General features: G+C 62.3%; 15 protein-coding genes. 11 read left to right on the forward strand and 4 right to left on the reverse strand.

The features are described from left to right. Window positions 1-26: 26 nt before the first annotated feature. Both V1273_RS27975 and V1273_RS27980 read right to left on the reverse strand, forming a co-directional pair. A complete protein-coding gene (locus V1273_RS27975) occupies window positions 27-1,379 on the reverse strand; it encodes a PQQ-dependent sugar dehydrogenase (protein WP_334411562.1) in 1,353 nt (450 codons plus the stop codon). Window positions 1,380-1,556: 177 nt separating this feature from the next. Beyond that, on the reverse strand, window positions 1,557-1,814 hold the full coding sequence (locus V1273_RS27980) for a DUF6894 family protein (RefSeq protein ID WP_028347078.1): 258 nt from the start codon (window positions 1,812-1,814) through the stop codon (window positions 1,557-1,559). Between the two features lie 305 nt (window positions 1,815-2,119). Between V1273_RS27980 and pqqA the strand changes: the two genes are divergently transcribed. From pqqA to V1273_RS28035, 11 genes are all read left to right on the forward strand, one after another. Then, window positions 2,120-2,200, forward strand: coding sequence for a pyrroloquinoline quinone precursor peptide PqqA (pqqA, locus tag V1273_RS27985; protein ID WP_082637312.1), 81 nt, complete (start codon window positions 2,120-2,122; stop codon window positions 2,198-2,200). 143 nt (window positions 2,201-2,343) lie between these two features. Continuing rightward, window positions 2,344-3,273, forward strand: a complete 930-nt coding sequence (pqqB, locus tag V1273_RS27990) for a pyrroloquinoline quinone biosynthesis protein PqqB (protein ID WP_334411563.1) — start codon at window positions 2,344-2,346, stop codon at window positions 3,271-3,273. A 20-nt stretch (window positions 3,274-3,293) separates the two neighbouring features. Continuing rightward, a complete protein-coding gene (gene pqqC, locus V1273_RS27995) occupies window positions 3,294-4,049 on the forward strand; it encodes a pyrroloquinoline-quinone synthase PqqC (protein ID WP_334412277.1) in 756 nt (251 codons plus the stop codon). 42 nt (window positions 4,050-4,091) lie between these two features. After that, on the forward strand, window positions 4,092-4,403 hold the full coding sequence (pqqD, locus tag V1273_RS28000) for a pyrroloquinoline quinone biosynthesis peptide chaperone PqqD (protein ID WP_334411564.1): 312 nt from the start codon (window positions 4,092-4,094) through the stop codon (window positions 4,401-4,403). Then, the gene (gene pqqE / locus V1273_RS28005; RefSeq protein ID WP_334364561.1) at window positions 4,400-5,608 is read left to right on the forward strand and encodes a pyrroloquinoline quinone biosynthesis protein PqqE; all 1,209 of its coding nucleotides are present in this window, start codon (window positions 4,400-4,402) and stop codon (window positions 5,606-5,608) included. The genes pqqD and pqqE overlap by 4 nt, the downstream gene beginning before the upstream one ends. Beyond that, entirely contained in the window at window positions 5,598-6,584 is a 987-nt protein-coding gene (pip, locus tag V1273_RS28010; protein ID WP_334411565.1) for a prolyl aminopeptidase, read from the forward strand. The genes pqqE and pip overlap by 11 nt, the downstream gene beginning before the upstream one ends. 11 nt (window positions 6,585-6,595) lie before the next feature. After that, window positions 6,596-7,261: a hypothetical protein gene (locus tag V1273_RS28015; protein ID WP_334364563.1), complete on the forward strand. Its 666-nt coding sequence runs from the start codon at window positions 6,596-6,598 to the stop codon at window positions 7,259-7,261. 433 nt (window positions 7,262-7,694) lie between these two features. Beyond that, a complete protein-coding gene (chrA, locus tag V1273_RS28020) occupies window positions 7,695-8,894 on the forward strand; it encodes a chromate efflux transporter (RefSeq protein ID WP_334411567.1) in 1,200 nt (399 codons plus the stop codon). 257 nt (window positions 8,895-9,151) lie between these two features. Continuing rightward, a complete protein-coding gene (locus V1273_RS28025; protein ID WP_334364565.1) occupies window positions 9,152-10,954 on the forward strand; it encodes an FAD-dependent oxidoreductase in 1,803 nt (600 codons plus the stop codon). Continuing rightward, window positions 10,924-12,774 (forward strand): 2-oxoacid:acceptor oxidoreductase subunit alpha, encoded by a 1,851-nt coding sequence (locus V1273_RS28030; protein ID WP_334411568.1) that lies wholly within the window; start codon window positions 10,924-10,926, stop codon window positions 12,772-12,774. Before V1273_RS28025 ends, V1273_RS28030 begins: the two co-directional genes overlap by 31 nt. Then, window positions 12,771-13,826, forward strand: coding sequence for a 2-oxoacid:ferredoxin oxidoreductase subunit beta (locus tag V1273_RS28035; RefSeq protein ID WP_334364567.1), 1,056 nt, complete (start codon window positions 12,771-12,773; stop codon window positions 13,824-13,826). The genes V1273_RS28030 and V1273_RS28035 overlap by 4 nt, the downstream gene beginning before the upstream one ends. Here V1273_RS28035 and V1273_RS28040 read toward each other — a convergent pair whose 3' ends face one another. Further along, on the reverse strand, window positions 13,827-15,371 hold the full coding sequence (locus V1273_RS28040; protein WP_334364568.1) for a SpoVR family protein: 1,545 nt from the start codon (window positions 15,369-15,371) through the stop codon (window positions 13,827-13,829). Further along, a complete protein-coding gene (locus tag V1273_RS28045) occupies window positions 15,368-16,639 on the reverse strand; it encodes a YeaH/YhbH family protein (RefSeq protein ID WP_334369005.1) in 1,272 nt (423 codons plus the stop codon). Before V1273_RS28045 ends, V1273_RS28040 begins: the two co-directional genes overlap by 4 nt. Between the last annotated feature and the right edge of the window lie 8 nt (window positions 16,640-16,647).

The following is a 16,647-nucleotide window of genomic DNA, read 5'->3' on the forward strand; positions in this document are numbered from 1 at the left end:
TACTCGCAATGACGGTTGTTGCTGGACTACGACTTGCCCGCCGTCTTCTGCTTGCCGTAGGTGATGCGATAGACAGCGCCGTTGTAGTCGTCGGAGACCAGCAGCGAACCGTCCTTCATCTGCAGCACGTCGACCGGACGGCCGATATACTTGTTGTCTTCCAGGAAGCCGGTGAGGAACGGCTCCAGCGACTTCATGGTGCCGTCCTTGTTCAGCTTGGCAATGACGACATCGCCGCCAACCTTCTTGGAGCGGTTCCAGGAGCCGTGCCGGGCGATGATCGCCGCGTTCTTGTAGGCTTTCGGGAACATGTTGCCGGTGTAGAAGCGCATGCCGAGCGCTGCGGAATGCGGGCCCAACAGCCCTACCGGCGCGGTGTATTCGTCGCAGGATTTGCCCCAGCCGAACTCGGGATCGACGATGTTGCCCTGCAGGCAAAACGGCGCGCCGAAATGTTCGCCGACCTTGGTGATCCGGTTCAGCTCGTCCTCGGGCACGTCCTCCGACATCCAGTCGCGACCGTTGTCGGTGAAGTAGAGCTGCTTGGTCTCCGGATGCCAATCGAATCCGACGGTGTGGCGCAGGCCCCGGGCGATCACTTCCGCGCCCGAACCGTCAAAATTCATCCGGCGGAGCAGGCCATGCTCGTCATCGTTGAGCACGTTGTTGCCGGGCTGGCCGACGGGAGCGTAGAGCTTGTTGTCGGGACCGATGGCGATGAACTTCCAGCCATGGGCCTCATCCTTCGGCAGCTTGTCGAAGATCACGGTCGGCTTCGGCGGGTTATCCAGATTGTCTTCGACCCTCTCGATCTTGGAGATCTTGGACAGTTCAGCGATGTAGAGCGTGCCGTCCTTGAAGGCGACGCCGTTCGGCCGGTACAGGCCGGAAGCCAGCACCTTGACCTCGCGCTTGCCGTCCTTGTTGACGATGGCATAGACCTTGTCGACGAGGCGGCTGCCGACGAACACCGTGCCCTTGTCGCCAAGCGCGAGCGAGCGGGCATTCGCCATGCCGGCGGCATAGACCTCGATGTTGAAGCCGGCCGGCACCTTGAGCTTTGCCGTCGGCAGCTTGTCCGGCGCCGCGGGGATCGGCGGCGGCGCGATCGGCGCCAGCTTGGCGGCGGCATCGTTGCCCGCGGGACGTCCGATCAGCGGCGATCCCGGCGGAAGCGAGGGTGATGCCGCGGTACCGGCGGGCGGCGGCGCGCCGGCAGCCGGCGGCGTAGCAGGCTGCTGAGCAGCCGGCGGTTCGGCGGACTGCTGGGCAGCAGCCGGCGGTTCGGCGGACTGCTGGGCAGCCGCGCTTAGTATGAAGGCACTCAGGAATGCGCCGGACAGCAGCACGCTGCGCGGCACCGACAAATAGCTCATCATGGGCGTTCTCCCTGGCGGAAGCCTCTCTCTTCGCGCGGGCTCGCACCGGCGCCGGAGGCTTTCCCGGCCGGCACTCTCCAATATTTATCCGCCGGTGCGCAATCGCAAAACTTGCGCCCGGAAGTTGCATCGCAAAACCGAGCGAACACGAAGCTCCGACGCCGGTACAGCGCGCCGTCAGTGCCTGGTGATAGGACCGCCAGGCGCATCTAGAATCGCTTCGGCGAACGGAAACTCCAGCACGATCTCGCCATCGTCGTCGGTGACTTCGATGGTGGCGCTGAGAAGCGCACCGTCGGCGCCATCGGTCTTGAGCAGTTCCCGGATCATGGCACGCGCCATTTCCCAGGCGCGATCGGGATCCCTGAGCACTTCGCCGTCGGGATCGGAAATCAGCTCATCGCCGATACGGGTGTTGAAGTAATATCGCGGCATCGGCGGAAACCTGGCTCCCAGTTGAGCCCCCGCAACCGGAAGGCCCATCTCACACGTTCTTTATCCGGAGCCGGCAGCGCTCCGTCGCACTCAGAATTGCCATTCGCGGTGGTGCGAACAACCGCGAAACGCTTGATCCCACGCTGTTTTGACCAAGGCCCTCCGCACAACTCCGTGACTTGTTCTTTGCGGCGCAGCATAAACAAATAGGGGTTCCAGGCAAAAGATTTAACTGGCGAACTTTTTGATCCGCAGTACTTTAACCAGCGAGGGCGGAAGTCGTCCGGTAGCAAAAGGAGCACCAAATGGCCTGGAAGGCACCGAAAATCGCCGAAGTATCGGTCGGCATGGAAATCAACATGTATATGTGCGCCACCCGCAAGTAAGCGGCAGCGCGTATCAAATCTCACGCAGGTGGACTTCCAGACCTGACGCGTTCCGCGAGTGCGGAATTGTGTCCGAGGCTGGTATCCACCTCGTGGCGTTTTTGGTTTGTATCTTCGAGTTTCGAATCTCCAGGAGACGGATCATGCTTCGCGTCGTCGTCCTGGGCGCCGCGGCTGGCGGCGGAGTTCCGCAGTGGAATTGCGGATGCCCGGTGTGCCGGAAAGCACGAAGCGATCATCCCGAATTGCGGAGCACCCAGGCCTCGATCGCGGTCAGCGCCGACGGCGAGCATTGGTTTCTCGTCAACGCCTCGCCCGACCTGCGCCAGCAGGTGACTGCAACGCCACCGCTTCATCCCCGGGCTGGACAGCTCAGGCACAGCCCGATCGCCGGCGTGATCCTGACCAATGGCGAAATCGACGCCGTCGCGGGACTGTTGTCGATGCGCGAGGGTTCGCCGTTTACGCTCTATGCGCATGAACGGGTACTTGCGATTCTCAGATCCAACAGCATCTTCAATGTGCTGAACGAGAAAAACGTGAAGCGGCAGCCGATCGAGGTCGACAAGGCGTTCGAGCCGGCGCTGCCCGACGGCAAGCCGTCAGGTATTGAGGTGCTTCCGTTCGCGGTTCCCGGCAAGGGCGCGTGGTATCTCGAAGGCAAGGCGCATCCGGCAGGCGGCGACGGCGCGGGCGACACGCTGGGCTTGCGGATTCTGGACAAAGGAAGCGACAAGTATTTCTATTTCCTGGCCGCCTGCGCACGCGTGACCGATGATCTCAAATCGCGCCTTTCGGGCGCTGCACTGGTCTTCTTTGACGGCACCGTGTGGCGCGACGATGAATTGATCGCAGCCGGCCTCGGCACCAAGACGGGACAAAGCATGGGCCATATTTCGATGTCGGGCGATCATGGCGCGATCGAGAGCCTCGCCGATCTCGACGTTGGAACGAAGGTGTTCCTGCATATCAACAACTCCAACCCCGCTCTGCTGCGCGGCTCGGACGAGCGCAAAGCCGTGGAGCAGGCAGGCTGGCACATCCCCGCTGACGGAACGGAGATCAAGCTGTGAACGTCGTCGCTGCACCCGCAATGACCGCCCTATCGATCGGCAAGGGCATTACGCTCGATAGCGCCGAGGAACTGGAGGCGACCCTCCGCCATATCGGCGCAACGCGCTATCACAGCTTGCATCCGTTCCATCGGCTGTTGCATGGCGGCAAGCTCAACAAGGGACAGGTGCAGGCCTGGGCACTGAACCGCTATTATTACCAGAGCACGATCCCGCTGAAGGATGCGATGGTGATCTCGCGGTTCCGCGACCGTGCGACCCGGATCGAATGGCGGCACCGCATCGAGGATCACGACGGCGATGTGGGCAGCGAAGGCGGCATCGAGCGCTGGCTCAAACTGACGGAGGGGCTCGGTCTCGACAGCGCCTATGTGGAATCGACCGAAGGCATCCTGCCGGCAACGCGATTTGCGGTGGAGGCCTATGTGCATTTCTGCCGCGACAAGACGCCACTGGAGGCGATCGCTTCCTCGCTTACGGAACTGTTCGCGCCGAACCTGCACGAGGAGCGCATCTCCGGGATGCTGCAGCACTATGATTTCGTCAATCCTGACATCATGAGCTATTTCAGCCGCCGCCTGACCCAGGCGCCGCGCGATGCCGGTTTTGCGCTGGAATACGTCAAGGCGAACGCAAAAACGCCGGCGGAGCGCGAGGCGGTCTGCAACGCGCTGATCTTCAAGACCAATGTGCTATGGGTTCAGCTCGACGCGCTGTATCATGCCTATGTCGAGGGCCACATACCGCCCGGGGCATTCGTGCCCCAAGGAAACTAACAAGGAAACTAACGAGGAAACCGACAAAGGAACTGGCGATCGATGGCTCCAGGCCGCAACATCAGTGTGAGCGAGGCGAGCCGGCCGAAATTGCCGCGCCACGCTCGCTTGAAGTTCGATGAGACGCGCCAGGTCTGGGTGATCCTGGCGCCGGAGCGGGTGCTGGCGCCGGATGAGATCGCAGTTGAGGTATTGCAACTTTGCGACGGCGTGCGCAGCGTCGCCGACATGGTCGACCAGCTCGCAGCCAAATATGCCGCGCCGCGCGAGGCGATTTTGACCGACGTCGTCGCCATGCTGCAGGACCTCGCCGACAAGGGCTTTCTGACTGAAGCGCGTGAGAAGACGTCATGACCGACATCCTCGCAGACGGCAAAACAGCCAGCGCCGCGCCCAGTGACGGGCTCGCGGTGCTCGAGCAGAAGCGTTCGACCGCGGAGACGTTCGGCATTCCGCTTGCCGTGCTCGCCGAACTGACGCACCGCTGCCCGCTGCAGTGCCCCTATTGCTCCAACCCGGTTGAGCTCGACCGCGGCAGCAGCGAATTGACTACAGAAGAATGGAAGAAGGTCTTGAGCGAGCTCGCCGAAATCGGTGTGCTGCAAATCCATTTCTCCGGCGGCGAGCCGACCGCGCGCAAGGACTTGGTGGAATTGGTGCAGCACGCGACCGATGTCGGGCTGTACAGCAATCTCATCACCTCGGCGGTGCTGCTGAACAGGGAAAAGCTTTCGGCGCTTGCCGATGCCGGGCTCTGCCATGTGCAGATCAGCTTCCAGGGCAACGAGCCGATCGTGGCCGACCGCGTCGCAGGGCTGAAAAATGCGCATGAGAAAAAGCTTGAAGTCGCTAAATGGACGCGCGAACTCGACCTGCCGTTGACGGTAAACGCGGTCATGCACCGCCAGAATTTGCACCAGCTCTCCGACATCATCCAGATGGCGGTCGATCTCGACGCCGACCGGCTGGAAGTCGCCAACGTCCAATATTACGGCTGGGCCTTGAAGAACCGCGCGGCGCTGATGCCGACGCTCGAACAGATCGAGGAAACCAGCCGGATCGTCGAGGAAGCCGCGACGCGCCTGAAGGGCATCCTCGCCATCGACTATGTCGTTCCGGATTATTACGCGCTGCGGCCGAAGAAGTGCATGGGCGGCTGGGGCCGGCAGTTTTTCAACATCTCGCCCGCGGGCAAGGTGCTGCCCTGCCACGCCGCGGAAAGCATCACCGGTCTCGAATTCGAATCCGTACGCTCAAACCATTCGATCGCCTGGATCTGGCAGAACTCGGAAGCCTTCAACCGCTATCGCGGCACCGGCTGGATGCCCGAGCCGTGCAAGAGCTGCGAGTTCCGCGAGATCGATTTCGGCGGCTGCCGCTGCCAGGCTTTTGCGCTGACGGGTGACGCCGGCAATACCGATCCGGCCTGCACGCTGTCGCCGATGCACGAGCAGATCTTCAAGGATGCCGAACGCGAGGCCGCCGCGCACCAGGACCGCTTCCTCTACCGCAATTTCGCCGGCGGCACGCTGGAGACGGAAGGCGAGCATGGCGCCTGATGCCGATGCCGGCAAGTCCATCAAACGCGCCGACCCCTTTGCGCCGCTGACGTCGGAGCAGTTCGCGGTCGGTGACGATCACGACATCTACGTCGAGAGCATCGGCCGGCCCGATGGCACTCCAGCGGTCTATCTGCATGGCGGGCCCGGCAGTGGCTGCCAGCCCGATCATCGCCGGCTGTTCGATCCCGAGCGTTTTCATGCGGTGCTGTTCGACCAGCGCGGTGCCGGACGCAGCCGCCCCAAGGGTCGTCGCGAAGCCAACACGCTGCCGCATCTGATCGCCGACATGGAAATGATCCGCGAGAAGTTCGGCTTTCAGCGCTGGATGGTCGTCGGCGGCTCCTGGGGCGCGACGCTGGCGCTCGCCTATGCGCAGGCCCATCCCGACCGCGTCAGCGGCATCGTGCTTCGCGCTACTTTCCTGGGCACATCAGAGGAAATCGAAAACGGCTTTCTAAAAGTGCTGCCGCGGTTCTATCCTGGGCTTTACGACGACTTCATGAGCGTGTTGCCGGAAGGCGAGCGCGCGCAACCGCTGCAGGCCTATTTCCGCCGCATCCTCGATTCCAATCCCGACGTGCATATTCCTGCCGCGCGGGCATGGGGCGAAAGCGAACGCATACTTTCCGAACACACGCCGAACCGCACGCGCCTCGACCGCTCAACGCTGAATTCATCGCGCGGCCTGCCGACAACGCCCTTCATGGAAGCGCATTACTTTGCCAATGACTGCTTCATGCAATCGAACCAGTTGTTGCGGGAAGCGGGTAAGCTCAGAGGCATTCCCGGCATCATCGTGCAGGGCCGTTATGATCTGCTGTGCCCGCCTGCGACCTCGCATGCGCTTGCTGCCGTGTGGCAGGAAGCCGAAATCCGCTTTGTCGAGGGCGCCGGCCACACGCTGTACGATCCCGGCGTCCGCGACACCGTAATGAAGGCAATCGCGGACATGGCGTCCCAAGCCAGCAAATAGGAAACAAGAAAATGCCGATCGCCGGAAAGGGCATGCTGCTGACCTCGATGAATATCGATGCCGAGCACGAAGCCGAGTTCAATCGCTGGTACGATCGCGAACACCTCGAAGAGCGTGTCGCCATCAACGGCTTCCTCGAAGCCCGCCGCTACGTCGCCCACGACGGCAACCCGAAGTATCTCAGCCTCTATTCCACCGAAACGTTCGAGGTGCTGGACAGCCCGGACTATCGCGCGGCGCTCGCCAACCAGACGGCGTGGTCGAACGCCAATATCGCCCGCTTCCAGAACATGATCCGGGCGGTGGCGCGCATCACGATCAGCCGCGGCACCGGCCGCGGCGCCGCGCTCGGCATCGTCAGGTTGCGGCCCACCGGCGATGGCGAGGAGAAACTGCGCGCCGCGCTGAGCGAACATCTCGATCCCGCAGAGCTTGACGGTATTATTTCCCTGCACCTGATCGAGAGCGACCCGGCGCTGTCGAAGCCGATCACCGATGATCCGTCCGCGCCCAATCCCGGCGCCGGCGACTGGTTCGTGCTGATCGATGCGACCGATGTCGGCGCGGTGCCTGCAGCCATGTTGCGCTTTTCCGGCAATATCGCGTTGAAGCCGCTGATCATCTCGAGCGGAATCTACCGGCTGATGTGGGATCTGGCGAAGAGCGATATCGGCTAGGCTCTTTCCCCGCTGCCGATGGTCGCGCGCAGGTACGTGAACCCGGTTGGCGGCTTGATCGCGGCGTTCCGAAACGGTAACTAGCGATGCCGCTCCGTAAAAACCCGGTGAAGGCGTTGTTAACGCGACGTCGAGTAAACCGGTGGCCAAGATTGCTTTCTGGCATGGATTGCCTGGTCCGGAGCGGGTCCGCACGATTGGTGCTTGCGCCAAGCGGCTTCAATTCTTCTTCTCGTAACGGTCGAATGCCTTGATAAGGCAGGTGAGAATTTCTGCCGAAGTCTCTAATATCGCTTTCAGTTACCCTGCTGATGTTATCTCTCAGATGTGCGATGGTCGCGTGGAAGCGCTCCTTCTTGCAGGTGCTGGGGCGATCGATCGGCTGAAGATGCCACATGCATCTACTTTTCAGCCCACACTGGAGTTGCATTGCATGGCGCAAAAGTCCGCGAACAGTATCGCCGAGATTTTCGCCGCCTTCCTCAAATTGGGCCTCACATCGTTCGGCGGGCCGATCGCGCATCTCGGCTACTTCAGGGCGGAGTTCGTCGAGCGGCGAAAATGGCTGAGCGAAAGCAGCTATGCTGACGTCGTTGCGCTCTGCCAATTCCTGCCGGGCCCGGCGTCCAGCCAGGTCGGCTTCGCCCTCGGCGTCCTGCGCGGCAACGGCCTGCTCGGCGGGTTAGCTGCGTGGTTCGCTTTCACCATGCCATCTGCCATCATTCTCTTCGCTTTCGCGCTCGGTGCGAGCATCCTCACTGGCCCGTTTGCCGAAGGCATTCTCCACGGCCTGAAGCTGGTGGCGGTTGCTGTGGTCGCACAGGCCATCTGGGGTATGGCGAGCAGCCTGACGCCGGACCGCGAACGCGCCGCCATCGCGCTTGCCGCCGTTGCGATCGTGGTTTTCGTCGGTGGGTCGTTCGGACAGATCGGCGCCATCGCGCTTGGAGCCTTGGCCGGACTCTGGCTGTGCCGCGGAGGCGGACCCGCTCCAACCGGCCATCTCGGATTCTCCGTATCGCATCGACACGGCGCGGCGGCGCTCGTGCTTTTCGCGGTCTTGTTCCTGGTCACGCCGCTGGTGACAGCAAAAACCGGCTCGCAAGGGCTTGCCCTGTTCGACGCCTTCTATCGTTCCGGCGCCCTGGTGTTCGGCGGCGGCCATGTCGTGCTGCCGCTGCTGCAGGCGGAAGTCGTAACGCCGGGCTGGGTCAGCAACGAGGATTTCCTCGCCGGTTACGGCATGGCGCAAGCAGTGCCCGGACCGCTGTTCACGTTCGCGGCCTATCTCGGCGCCGTCGCAGAGCCCGCCCCCAACGGGCTCGCCGGCGCTTCGATCGCGCTCATCGCCTTATCCCTGCCGGGACTGCTGCTGGTCTACGGCATGCTGCCGTTCTGGGACGCGCTGCGCCTGCGCCCCAAGGCCCAGGCCGCGATGTGCGGCACCAATGCCGCTGTCGTCGGCATCCTTGGCGCCGCGCTCTACAATCCGGTCTGGACCAGCGCCGTGCTCACGCCACGTGACTTCGGCGTCGCGCTGGCCGGCTTCCTGCTGCTGACGGTCTGGAAGCTGCCGCCATGGATTGTCGTCGTCATTCTTGCGACGGCCGGAGCTGCGCTGCGGCTGACCTGACGTCTGCCCGTTCATTCAGCATTAAATCAAAGCTGCACTGCACATGCTGCAGTGCCACATCAGCGCTGCGACGCTAAATTCACGTCTCCGTACAATTGGAGGGCTGGAGATCGCACAGAATTGCCTTGTGCGCAGCGTCTGGAATGGCTCTAATAAGATAACCCTATGATCCAATTTAAAAACCACAAGAACGCTCGTTAAGCGTTCGCAGGCAAAAATAAGGCCGCGTTTCCTAAGCTTGCGCGGACAAGGTAGGAATGAAACCGACTGATATCTCGGCGCCAGACTACTTTCACAAAGTGGTTGATTGCCAATGGGCCTGCCCCGCACACACCCCGGTTCCCGAGTACATCCGTTTGATTGCCGAGGGGCGTTATAGCGACGCCTACATGATCAACTGGAAATCGAATGTGTTTCCCGGAATTCTGGGACGCACCTGCGATCGTCCATGCGAGCCCGCCTGCCGGCGCGGCCGCGTCGAGGAAAACCCGGTTGCGATCTGCCGCCTGAAGCGCGTTGCCGCCGACTTCAAGGACGACGTCAAGCACCGCATGCCGAAGCCATCATCGGCGAAGAACGGCAAGCGCATAGCGCTGGTCGGCGGCGGGCCTGCGTCGCTTGCGGTGGCGCGGGACCTCGCACCGCTCGGCTATCACTGCACCGTGTTCGATTCCGACCCCAAGGCGGGCGGCATGATGCGGAGCCAGATTCCAAAGTTCCGCCTGCCTGACACCGTCATCGACGAGGAAACGGGCTACATCCTCGACCTCGGCGTCGAGTTCAAGGGCGGCCACCGCGTCGACAGCCTGAAGAAGCTGCTCAACGAGAACTACGACGCGATCTTTATCGGCTCCGGCGCGCCGCGCGGCCGCGAGCTCGACATCCCCGGCCGCAAGGAAGCGGCTGGCAATATCCATATCGGAATCGAATGGCTGGCATCGGTCTCGTTCGGCCATGTCGAGAAGATCGGCCGCCGCGTGATCGTGCTCGGCGGCGGCAACACCGCGATGGATTGTTGCCGCACCGCGCGCCGGCTCGGCGGCGAGGACGTCAAAGTGATCGTGCGCTCCGGCTTCGAGGAGATGAAGGCAAGCCCCTGGGAGAAGGAAGATGCCCTTCACGAGGATATTCCGATCCTCAATTACATGGTGCCGGTGGAATTCAAGCATGTAAGCGGCAAGCTGATCGGCGTCACCTTCCAGAAGGTGAAGGCCGAATACGACGCCAAGGGCCGTCGTAACCTGGTGCCCACGGGCGAGCCTAACCAGACCATCCCTTGCGACGACGTGCTGGTCGCCGTCGGCCAGGAGAACGCGTTCCCCTGGATCGAGCGCGACTGCGGCATCGAATTCGACAAATGGAACATGCCGCAGGTCGATCCCATCACCTTCGTCTCGACCAATCCGAAAGTGTTCTTTGGCGGCGATGCCGCCTTCGGTCCGAAGAACATCATCTGGGCGGTGGCGCACGGCCACGACGCGGCGCTGTCGATCCACAAGATGCTCTCTGGCGAGGACATCAACGAGCGTCCGCTGCCCGAGGTAAACGTCTTCTCGCAGAAGATGGGCATCCACGAGTGGAGCTACGACAACGACATCTCCGGCGACAAGCGCTTCAAGGTGCCGCATCGCGACAAGGTGATCGCGCTAAAGGACATCAAGGCGGAGGTCGAGCTCGGCTATGACGTCAAGCTCGCGCTGGGCGAGGCGCAGCGCTGCCTGAACTGCGACGTGCAGACGATATTCTCGGCGCCCGCCTGCATCGAATGCGACGCCTGCGTCGACATCTGCCCGATGGATTGCATCACGTTCACAGAGAACGGCGAGGAGGACGACCTGCGGCAGCGGCTGAAAGCGCCGTCGCCGCATCACGACCAAGCGCTCTATGTCGCCGAAGGGCTCAAGACCGGCCGCGTCATGGTGAAGGATGAAGACGTCTGCCTGCATTGCGGGCTGTGCGCCGAGCGTTGTCCGACCGGTGCCTGGGACATGCAAAAGTACCTCATCGATATGACTCACGCGGGATCAACATGTCAGTCCAAAGCCCGATCAGCAGCGTAAACGACTTCGTCGTCCGTTTCGCCAACGTCAACGGTTCGGGTTCAGCCAGCGCCAACGAACTGTTCGCGCGCTCGATCCTGCGCCACGGCGTGCCGGTGTCACCGCGCAATATCTTCCCTTCCAACATCCAGGGACTTCCGACCTGGTACGAGGTGCGGGTGACGGAGGCCGGCCATCTCGGCGCCCGCGGCGGCGTCGATTTGATGGTGGCGATGAACCCGCAGACCTGGGACAAGGACGTCGCCTCGATCGAGCCCGGCGGCTATCTGTTCTACGATTCCACCAAGCCGATGCCGTCGTCGAAATTCCGCGCCGACATCACCGTGATCGGCGTGCCGCTGACTGCGATCACCAATTCGACCTATACCGATCCGCGCCAGCGCCAGCTCTTCAAGAACATCATCTATCTCGGCGCGCTCTGCGCCCTGCTCGATCTCGATCCCAAGCTGGTCGAGCAACTGATCGGCGAACAGTACAAGGGCAAGGAAAAACTCCTGTCGTCGAATGTCCACGCGCTGCATCTCGGCCGCGACTGGGCACTGCAGAACCTGAAGTGCCCGATCGGTTTGCAGGTGAAGAAGTCCGACAAGGTCGGCGACCGCATCTTCATGGAAGGCAACAGCGCGGCGGCGCTAGGGGCGGTCTATGGCGGCGCCACCGTCTGCGCCTGGTATCCGATCACGCCTTCGTCGTCGGTGGCGGAAGCCTTCACGAGTCACTGCAAGAAGCTGCGGCACGACCCTGAGACGGGCAAGGCGAAATACGCGATCGTGCAAGGCGAGGATGAGCTCGCATCCATCGGCATCGTGATCGGGGCCTCCTGGAACGGCGCGCGGGCCTTCACCGCAACCTCCGGCCCCGGCATTTCCTTGATGACCGAATTCATCGGCCTGTCCTACTTCGCGGAAATTCCGGCCGTGATCATGAACATCCAGCGCGCCGGCCCCTCGACGGGCATGCCGACGCGCACCCAGCAATGCGACATCATCGCCTGCGCCTATGCCTCGCACGGCGATACCAAGCACGTCCTGCTGTTCCCGGAAGATCCGGCCGAAGCGTTCGAGTTCGCCGCACAATCATTCGACCTCGCCGATCGGCTGCAAACCATGATCTTCCTGATGATCGACCTCGACATCGGCATGAACCACCGCCTCTGCCGCCCGCTGAAGTGGGACGACGCCAGGCAGTATGACCGCGGCAAGGTGATGACTGCGGAAATGCTCAATGAACCGGGGCGCGATTTCGGCCGCTATCTCGACGTCGACGGCGACGGGATTCCCTACCGCACCTATCCCGGCACGCACCCGACCAAGGGTTCGTTCTTCACCCGCGGCACCTCGCGCGACCGCTACGCGCGCTATTCGGAAGAAGGCGCCATTTACGCCGACAACATGCAGCGGCTCGTGCGCAAATTCGAGACTGCGCAGGACATGGTGCCGCGGCCGTTGCAGGCCAACGCCGCCAGGCCGACCAAATACGGCGTGATCTATTTCGGCTCAACGTCGCCCGCGATGGACGAGGCGATCGGGATCTTGGAAGCGCGCGGGCATCAGCTCGACCGCATGCGCATCCGCGCCTTCCCGTTCCACTCCAGCGTCGCGAGCTTCATCGCCGACCATGATTTCGTTTATGTGGTCGAGCAGAACCGCGACGCCCAGTTGCGGCAGTTGATCGTCAACGAGAACGGCATCGATCCGGTGCGGCTGGTGCCGATCCTGCACTATGACGGCACGCCGATCACCGCACGCTTCATCGCCAATGCGATCGGCGACCACCAGGATCATCTGAAAGTGACCCCTCTCCGCAAGGCCGTGTCATGACCTACATTGCAAAACCGAAATTCCAGCATCCGGGCCTGCCGAAGAACGAACTCGGCTACACCCACCGGGATTACGAGGGGAAAGTTTCGACCCTGTGCGCCGGCTGCGGCCACGACTCGATCACCGCCTCGATCATCGAGGCCTGCTATGAACTCTCGATCGAGCCGCACCGGGTGGCGAAGATTTCCGGCATCGGCTGCTCGTCGAAGACGCCGGACTATTTCCTCGGCAATTCGCACGGCTTCAATTCGGTGCACGGCCGGATGCCGTCGGTCCTTACCGGCGCCAACCTCGCCAATCGCGACCTGATCTATCTCGGTGTCTCCGGCGACGGCGATAGCGCCTCGATCGGCTTCGGCCAGTTCGCGCATTCGATCCGGCGCGCCGTCAACATGACCTACATCGTCGAGAACAACGGCGTCTACGGCCTGACCAAGGGACAATTTTCGGCAACCGCCGATCGCGGCTCGAAGTCGAAAAAGGGTGTGATTAACACCGACAACGCCATCGACCTGGTGGCGATCGCGCTGCAATTGGGCGCGAGCTTCGTGGCGCGCAGCTTCTCCGGCGACAAGAGCCAGCTCGTGCCGCTGATCGCAGCGGCCATCCGGCACAAGGGCGCGGCGTTCATCGACGTCATCAGCCCCTGCATCGCCTTCAACAATCACGCCGGCTCGACCAAGAGCTTTGACTATGTCCGCGAGCATAATGATGCGGTCAACCGCCTCGACGTGCTCACCGGACGCGACCCGATCACCGTCGAATATGCGCCGGGCACGGTGCAGGTGGTCGAGCAGCATGACGGCACGCGACTGGCGCTGCGCAAGATCGACGCCGACTACGACGCCAACGACCGTCTGGCCGCCATGACCTTCCTGCAGAAGCACGCCGCCAAGGGCCAGGTCGTCACCGGACTGCTCTATGTCGATCCGGACGCGGAAGACCTCCACACCCATCTCGACACCGTCGAGACACCGCTCAATACGCTAGAAGCCAAGGACCTGTGCCCCGGCTCGGCGGCGCTGGAAAAGATCAACGCCAGCCTGCGGTAGCTATGCTACCGCGGCGATCTTCCGCGGATTTGCAACGTACTCCTTCAAGACCGTACCGGATGCATCGGCCTCGACGAGAGATACGTCGTAGGTCCAGAGATCGGCAAGGTGCTGCAGCACGCGCTTGGCGTCGGCCTCGATGAGCTGTGCACCCTTCACCACGGTGTGGCGCAACATCAGGCGACGATCGCCGGCAAGGTCGACATCGACGACTTCGATATTCGGGTCGATGAAACCGACATCGTACTGCCGCGCCAGTTCGCGGCGGAGCCGGCGATAGCCGCGCTCGTCGTGGATGGCATCGACCAGGATACCGGCCCGCTCTTCCGGATCGTCATGCAGATGGAACATGCGGAAGCGCCGCATCAGCCGCGGGCTCATGTACTGGCTGATGAAGCTTTCATCGCGATAATTGGCCCAGATGTCGCGCAACACGCCCATCGTGTCGCCGGTCCCGGCGATATCAGGGAACCAATCGCGGTCCTCGGCTTCCGGATTGGTGACGATGCGCTCGATGTCCTGCATCATCGCAAATCCCAGCGCATAGGGATTGAAGCCGGAATAGCGCGGATCGTCGAACTCGGGCTGGAACACGACGTTGGTGTGCGACTGCAGGAATTCGAGGAAATTGCCGTCCGTCAGCCGCCCCTGCTCGTGCAGCCGGCTTATGATGCGATAATGAACGTAGGTCGCCGTGCCCTCGTTCATCACCTTGGTCTGACTCTGTGGATAGAAATACTGCGCGATGTGCCGCACGATCCGCAATATTTCGCGCTGCCAAGGCTTCAGCCGAGGCGCCGTCTTCTCGAGAAAATACAGCAGGTTTTCCTGCGGCAGACCGAGCATCTGGCGACGGCGCTCCACATCCAGTACCGCGCCGCTCTTGGCCGGGCCGGTGGGAACGGTGCGCCACAGATCGTTGAACTCCCTCTCCTCGTGGGCACGGCGCCGGCCCGCCCGCTTTTCCTCCGCGCGTAGGTCGAGGCTCTTCTTGCCGGGATAGCGATCGATGCCGTGCGACATCAAGGCGTGCGCGGCGTCGAGCGTGTGCTCGACCGCCAGCCGGCCATGGCGCTCCTCGCAGTGCGCCACATAGCGCTTGGCGAATTCGAGATAGTCGAGAATGCCGTCGGCATCGGTCCATTGCTTGAACAGATAGTTGTTCTTGAAGAAGTGATTGTGGCCGAAGGCGGCATGCGCGATGACGAGCGTCTGCATCGTCGCGGTGTTTTCCTCCATGAGATAGGATATGCACGGCGAGGAGTTGATGACGATCTCGTAGGCCAGACCCATTAGCCCCTTGCGGTAGGATGCCTCCTGGAAGGCAAAGTGCTTGCCGAACGACCAATGCTTGTAGAACAGGGGCATGCCGACCGACGAATAGGCGTCCAGCATCTGCTCGGCGGTAATGACCTCGATCTGGTTGGGGTAGACGTCGAGCCCCAATTCGTCCCGCGCAATCTGCTCGCAGGCGTCGCAGATCCGCTGCAGCGTCCGAAAATCCCAGTCGGCCCCCTCAAACAGCAACTGGTCGGTCGCGGTCATGACCCGGTCCTTTCCTGCTGGCCACGGCGCTGGAAGAGATCGTGAAACACCGGGAATATCTCGCTGCGTTCGTTGACCTTGCGCATCGACAGCGGCGCACCATTCGCACGCAAGCCCTCGTAAAGGGTCCAGAGCGCCGAATTGGGCATTTCGTAGGACAGGCCGTTTTCCTGGCCGACTTCCAGGTAGGCAAAAAACTGGGTGACCGGCAGGATGTTATCGGTGAGGAGCCGGCTCGCGACTTCGCCGTCCGCGTAGGAATTGTCGCCGTCGGAAGCCTGTGCAGCGTAGATGTTCCAGTCCGCCGGCCGGAACCGCGACCGCACTATGTCATGCATCGCCTGCAACGCGCTTGACACCAGCGTGCCGCCGGAAGCCGGCCCGTAAAAGAACGTCTGCTCGTCGACCTCTTCGGCCCGGTCGGTATGCCGGATGAAAACGATCTCGACGTGGCGATAGCGCCGCTTCAGGAAGACGTAGAGCAGCATATAGAAGCGCTTGGCGAGATCCTTCATATGCTCGGTCATCGAACCGGAGACGTCCATCAGGCAGAACATCACGGCCTGCGCCACCGGCTTCGGTACCGTCTCGAAACGCCGGTACCGGATGTCGATCGGATCGATAAACGGGATGCGGCGCATCTTTGACTTCAGGGCCTCGATCTCGGCCATGAGCTCGGCGCGACGCTCCTCGCTGCAATCCAAAAGCTCCGCTTCGAGCGCCTCCAGCACCTCCCGCCTCGGTCGCCGTAGCGCAACGCGCCGCGCCAGAGCGCGACTTACCGTTCGGCTCACCGAGATGTTGGCGGGCGATCCGGATGTTGTGTAACCGGCCCGGCGAATGCCTTCGCTCTCCACCTCAGCCAGCTTTCGCTTGGCAAGATCAGGCAATTCCAGGTCGTCCAGGAACAGGTCGACAAACTCGTCGCGGCTGAGAACGAAGCGGAACGTATCTTCGCTGTCGCCCTCGCCCGCTCCTCTTCCCCTGCCGCCGCTCTGGTTTGGTCGCGGCAGGATATCGCCTTCGACGAACTTCTTGTTTCCAGGCAGCACCATGTCGCGCGTGCCGCCTTCGCGGCGAAAGCGCGGCTCGTCCATGCCGTCGATCGGGACGCTGACCTCGCCGCCTTCCAGGACATCCTTGATGTCCCGGCTCTGCGACGATTTCTTCACAGCTCCCTGGACCAGCGCCTTGGCCCTGCGCAGAAAGCGCTGGCGATTCTCGAGACTCTTGCTGCCTGGATTCAGGCGCCGGTCGACGATGTGAATAGCCACGT

It is taken from the genome of Bradyrhizobium sp. AZCC 1721 (assembly GCF_036924715.1).
Taxonomy (GTDB): domain Bacteria; phylum Pseudomonadota; class Alphaproteobacteria; order Rhizobiales; family Xanthobacteraceae; genus Bradyrhizobium.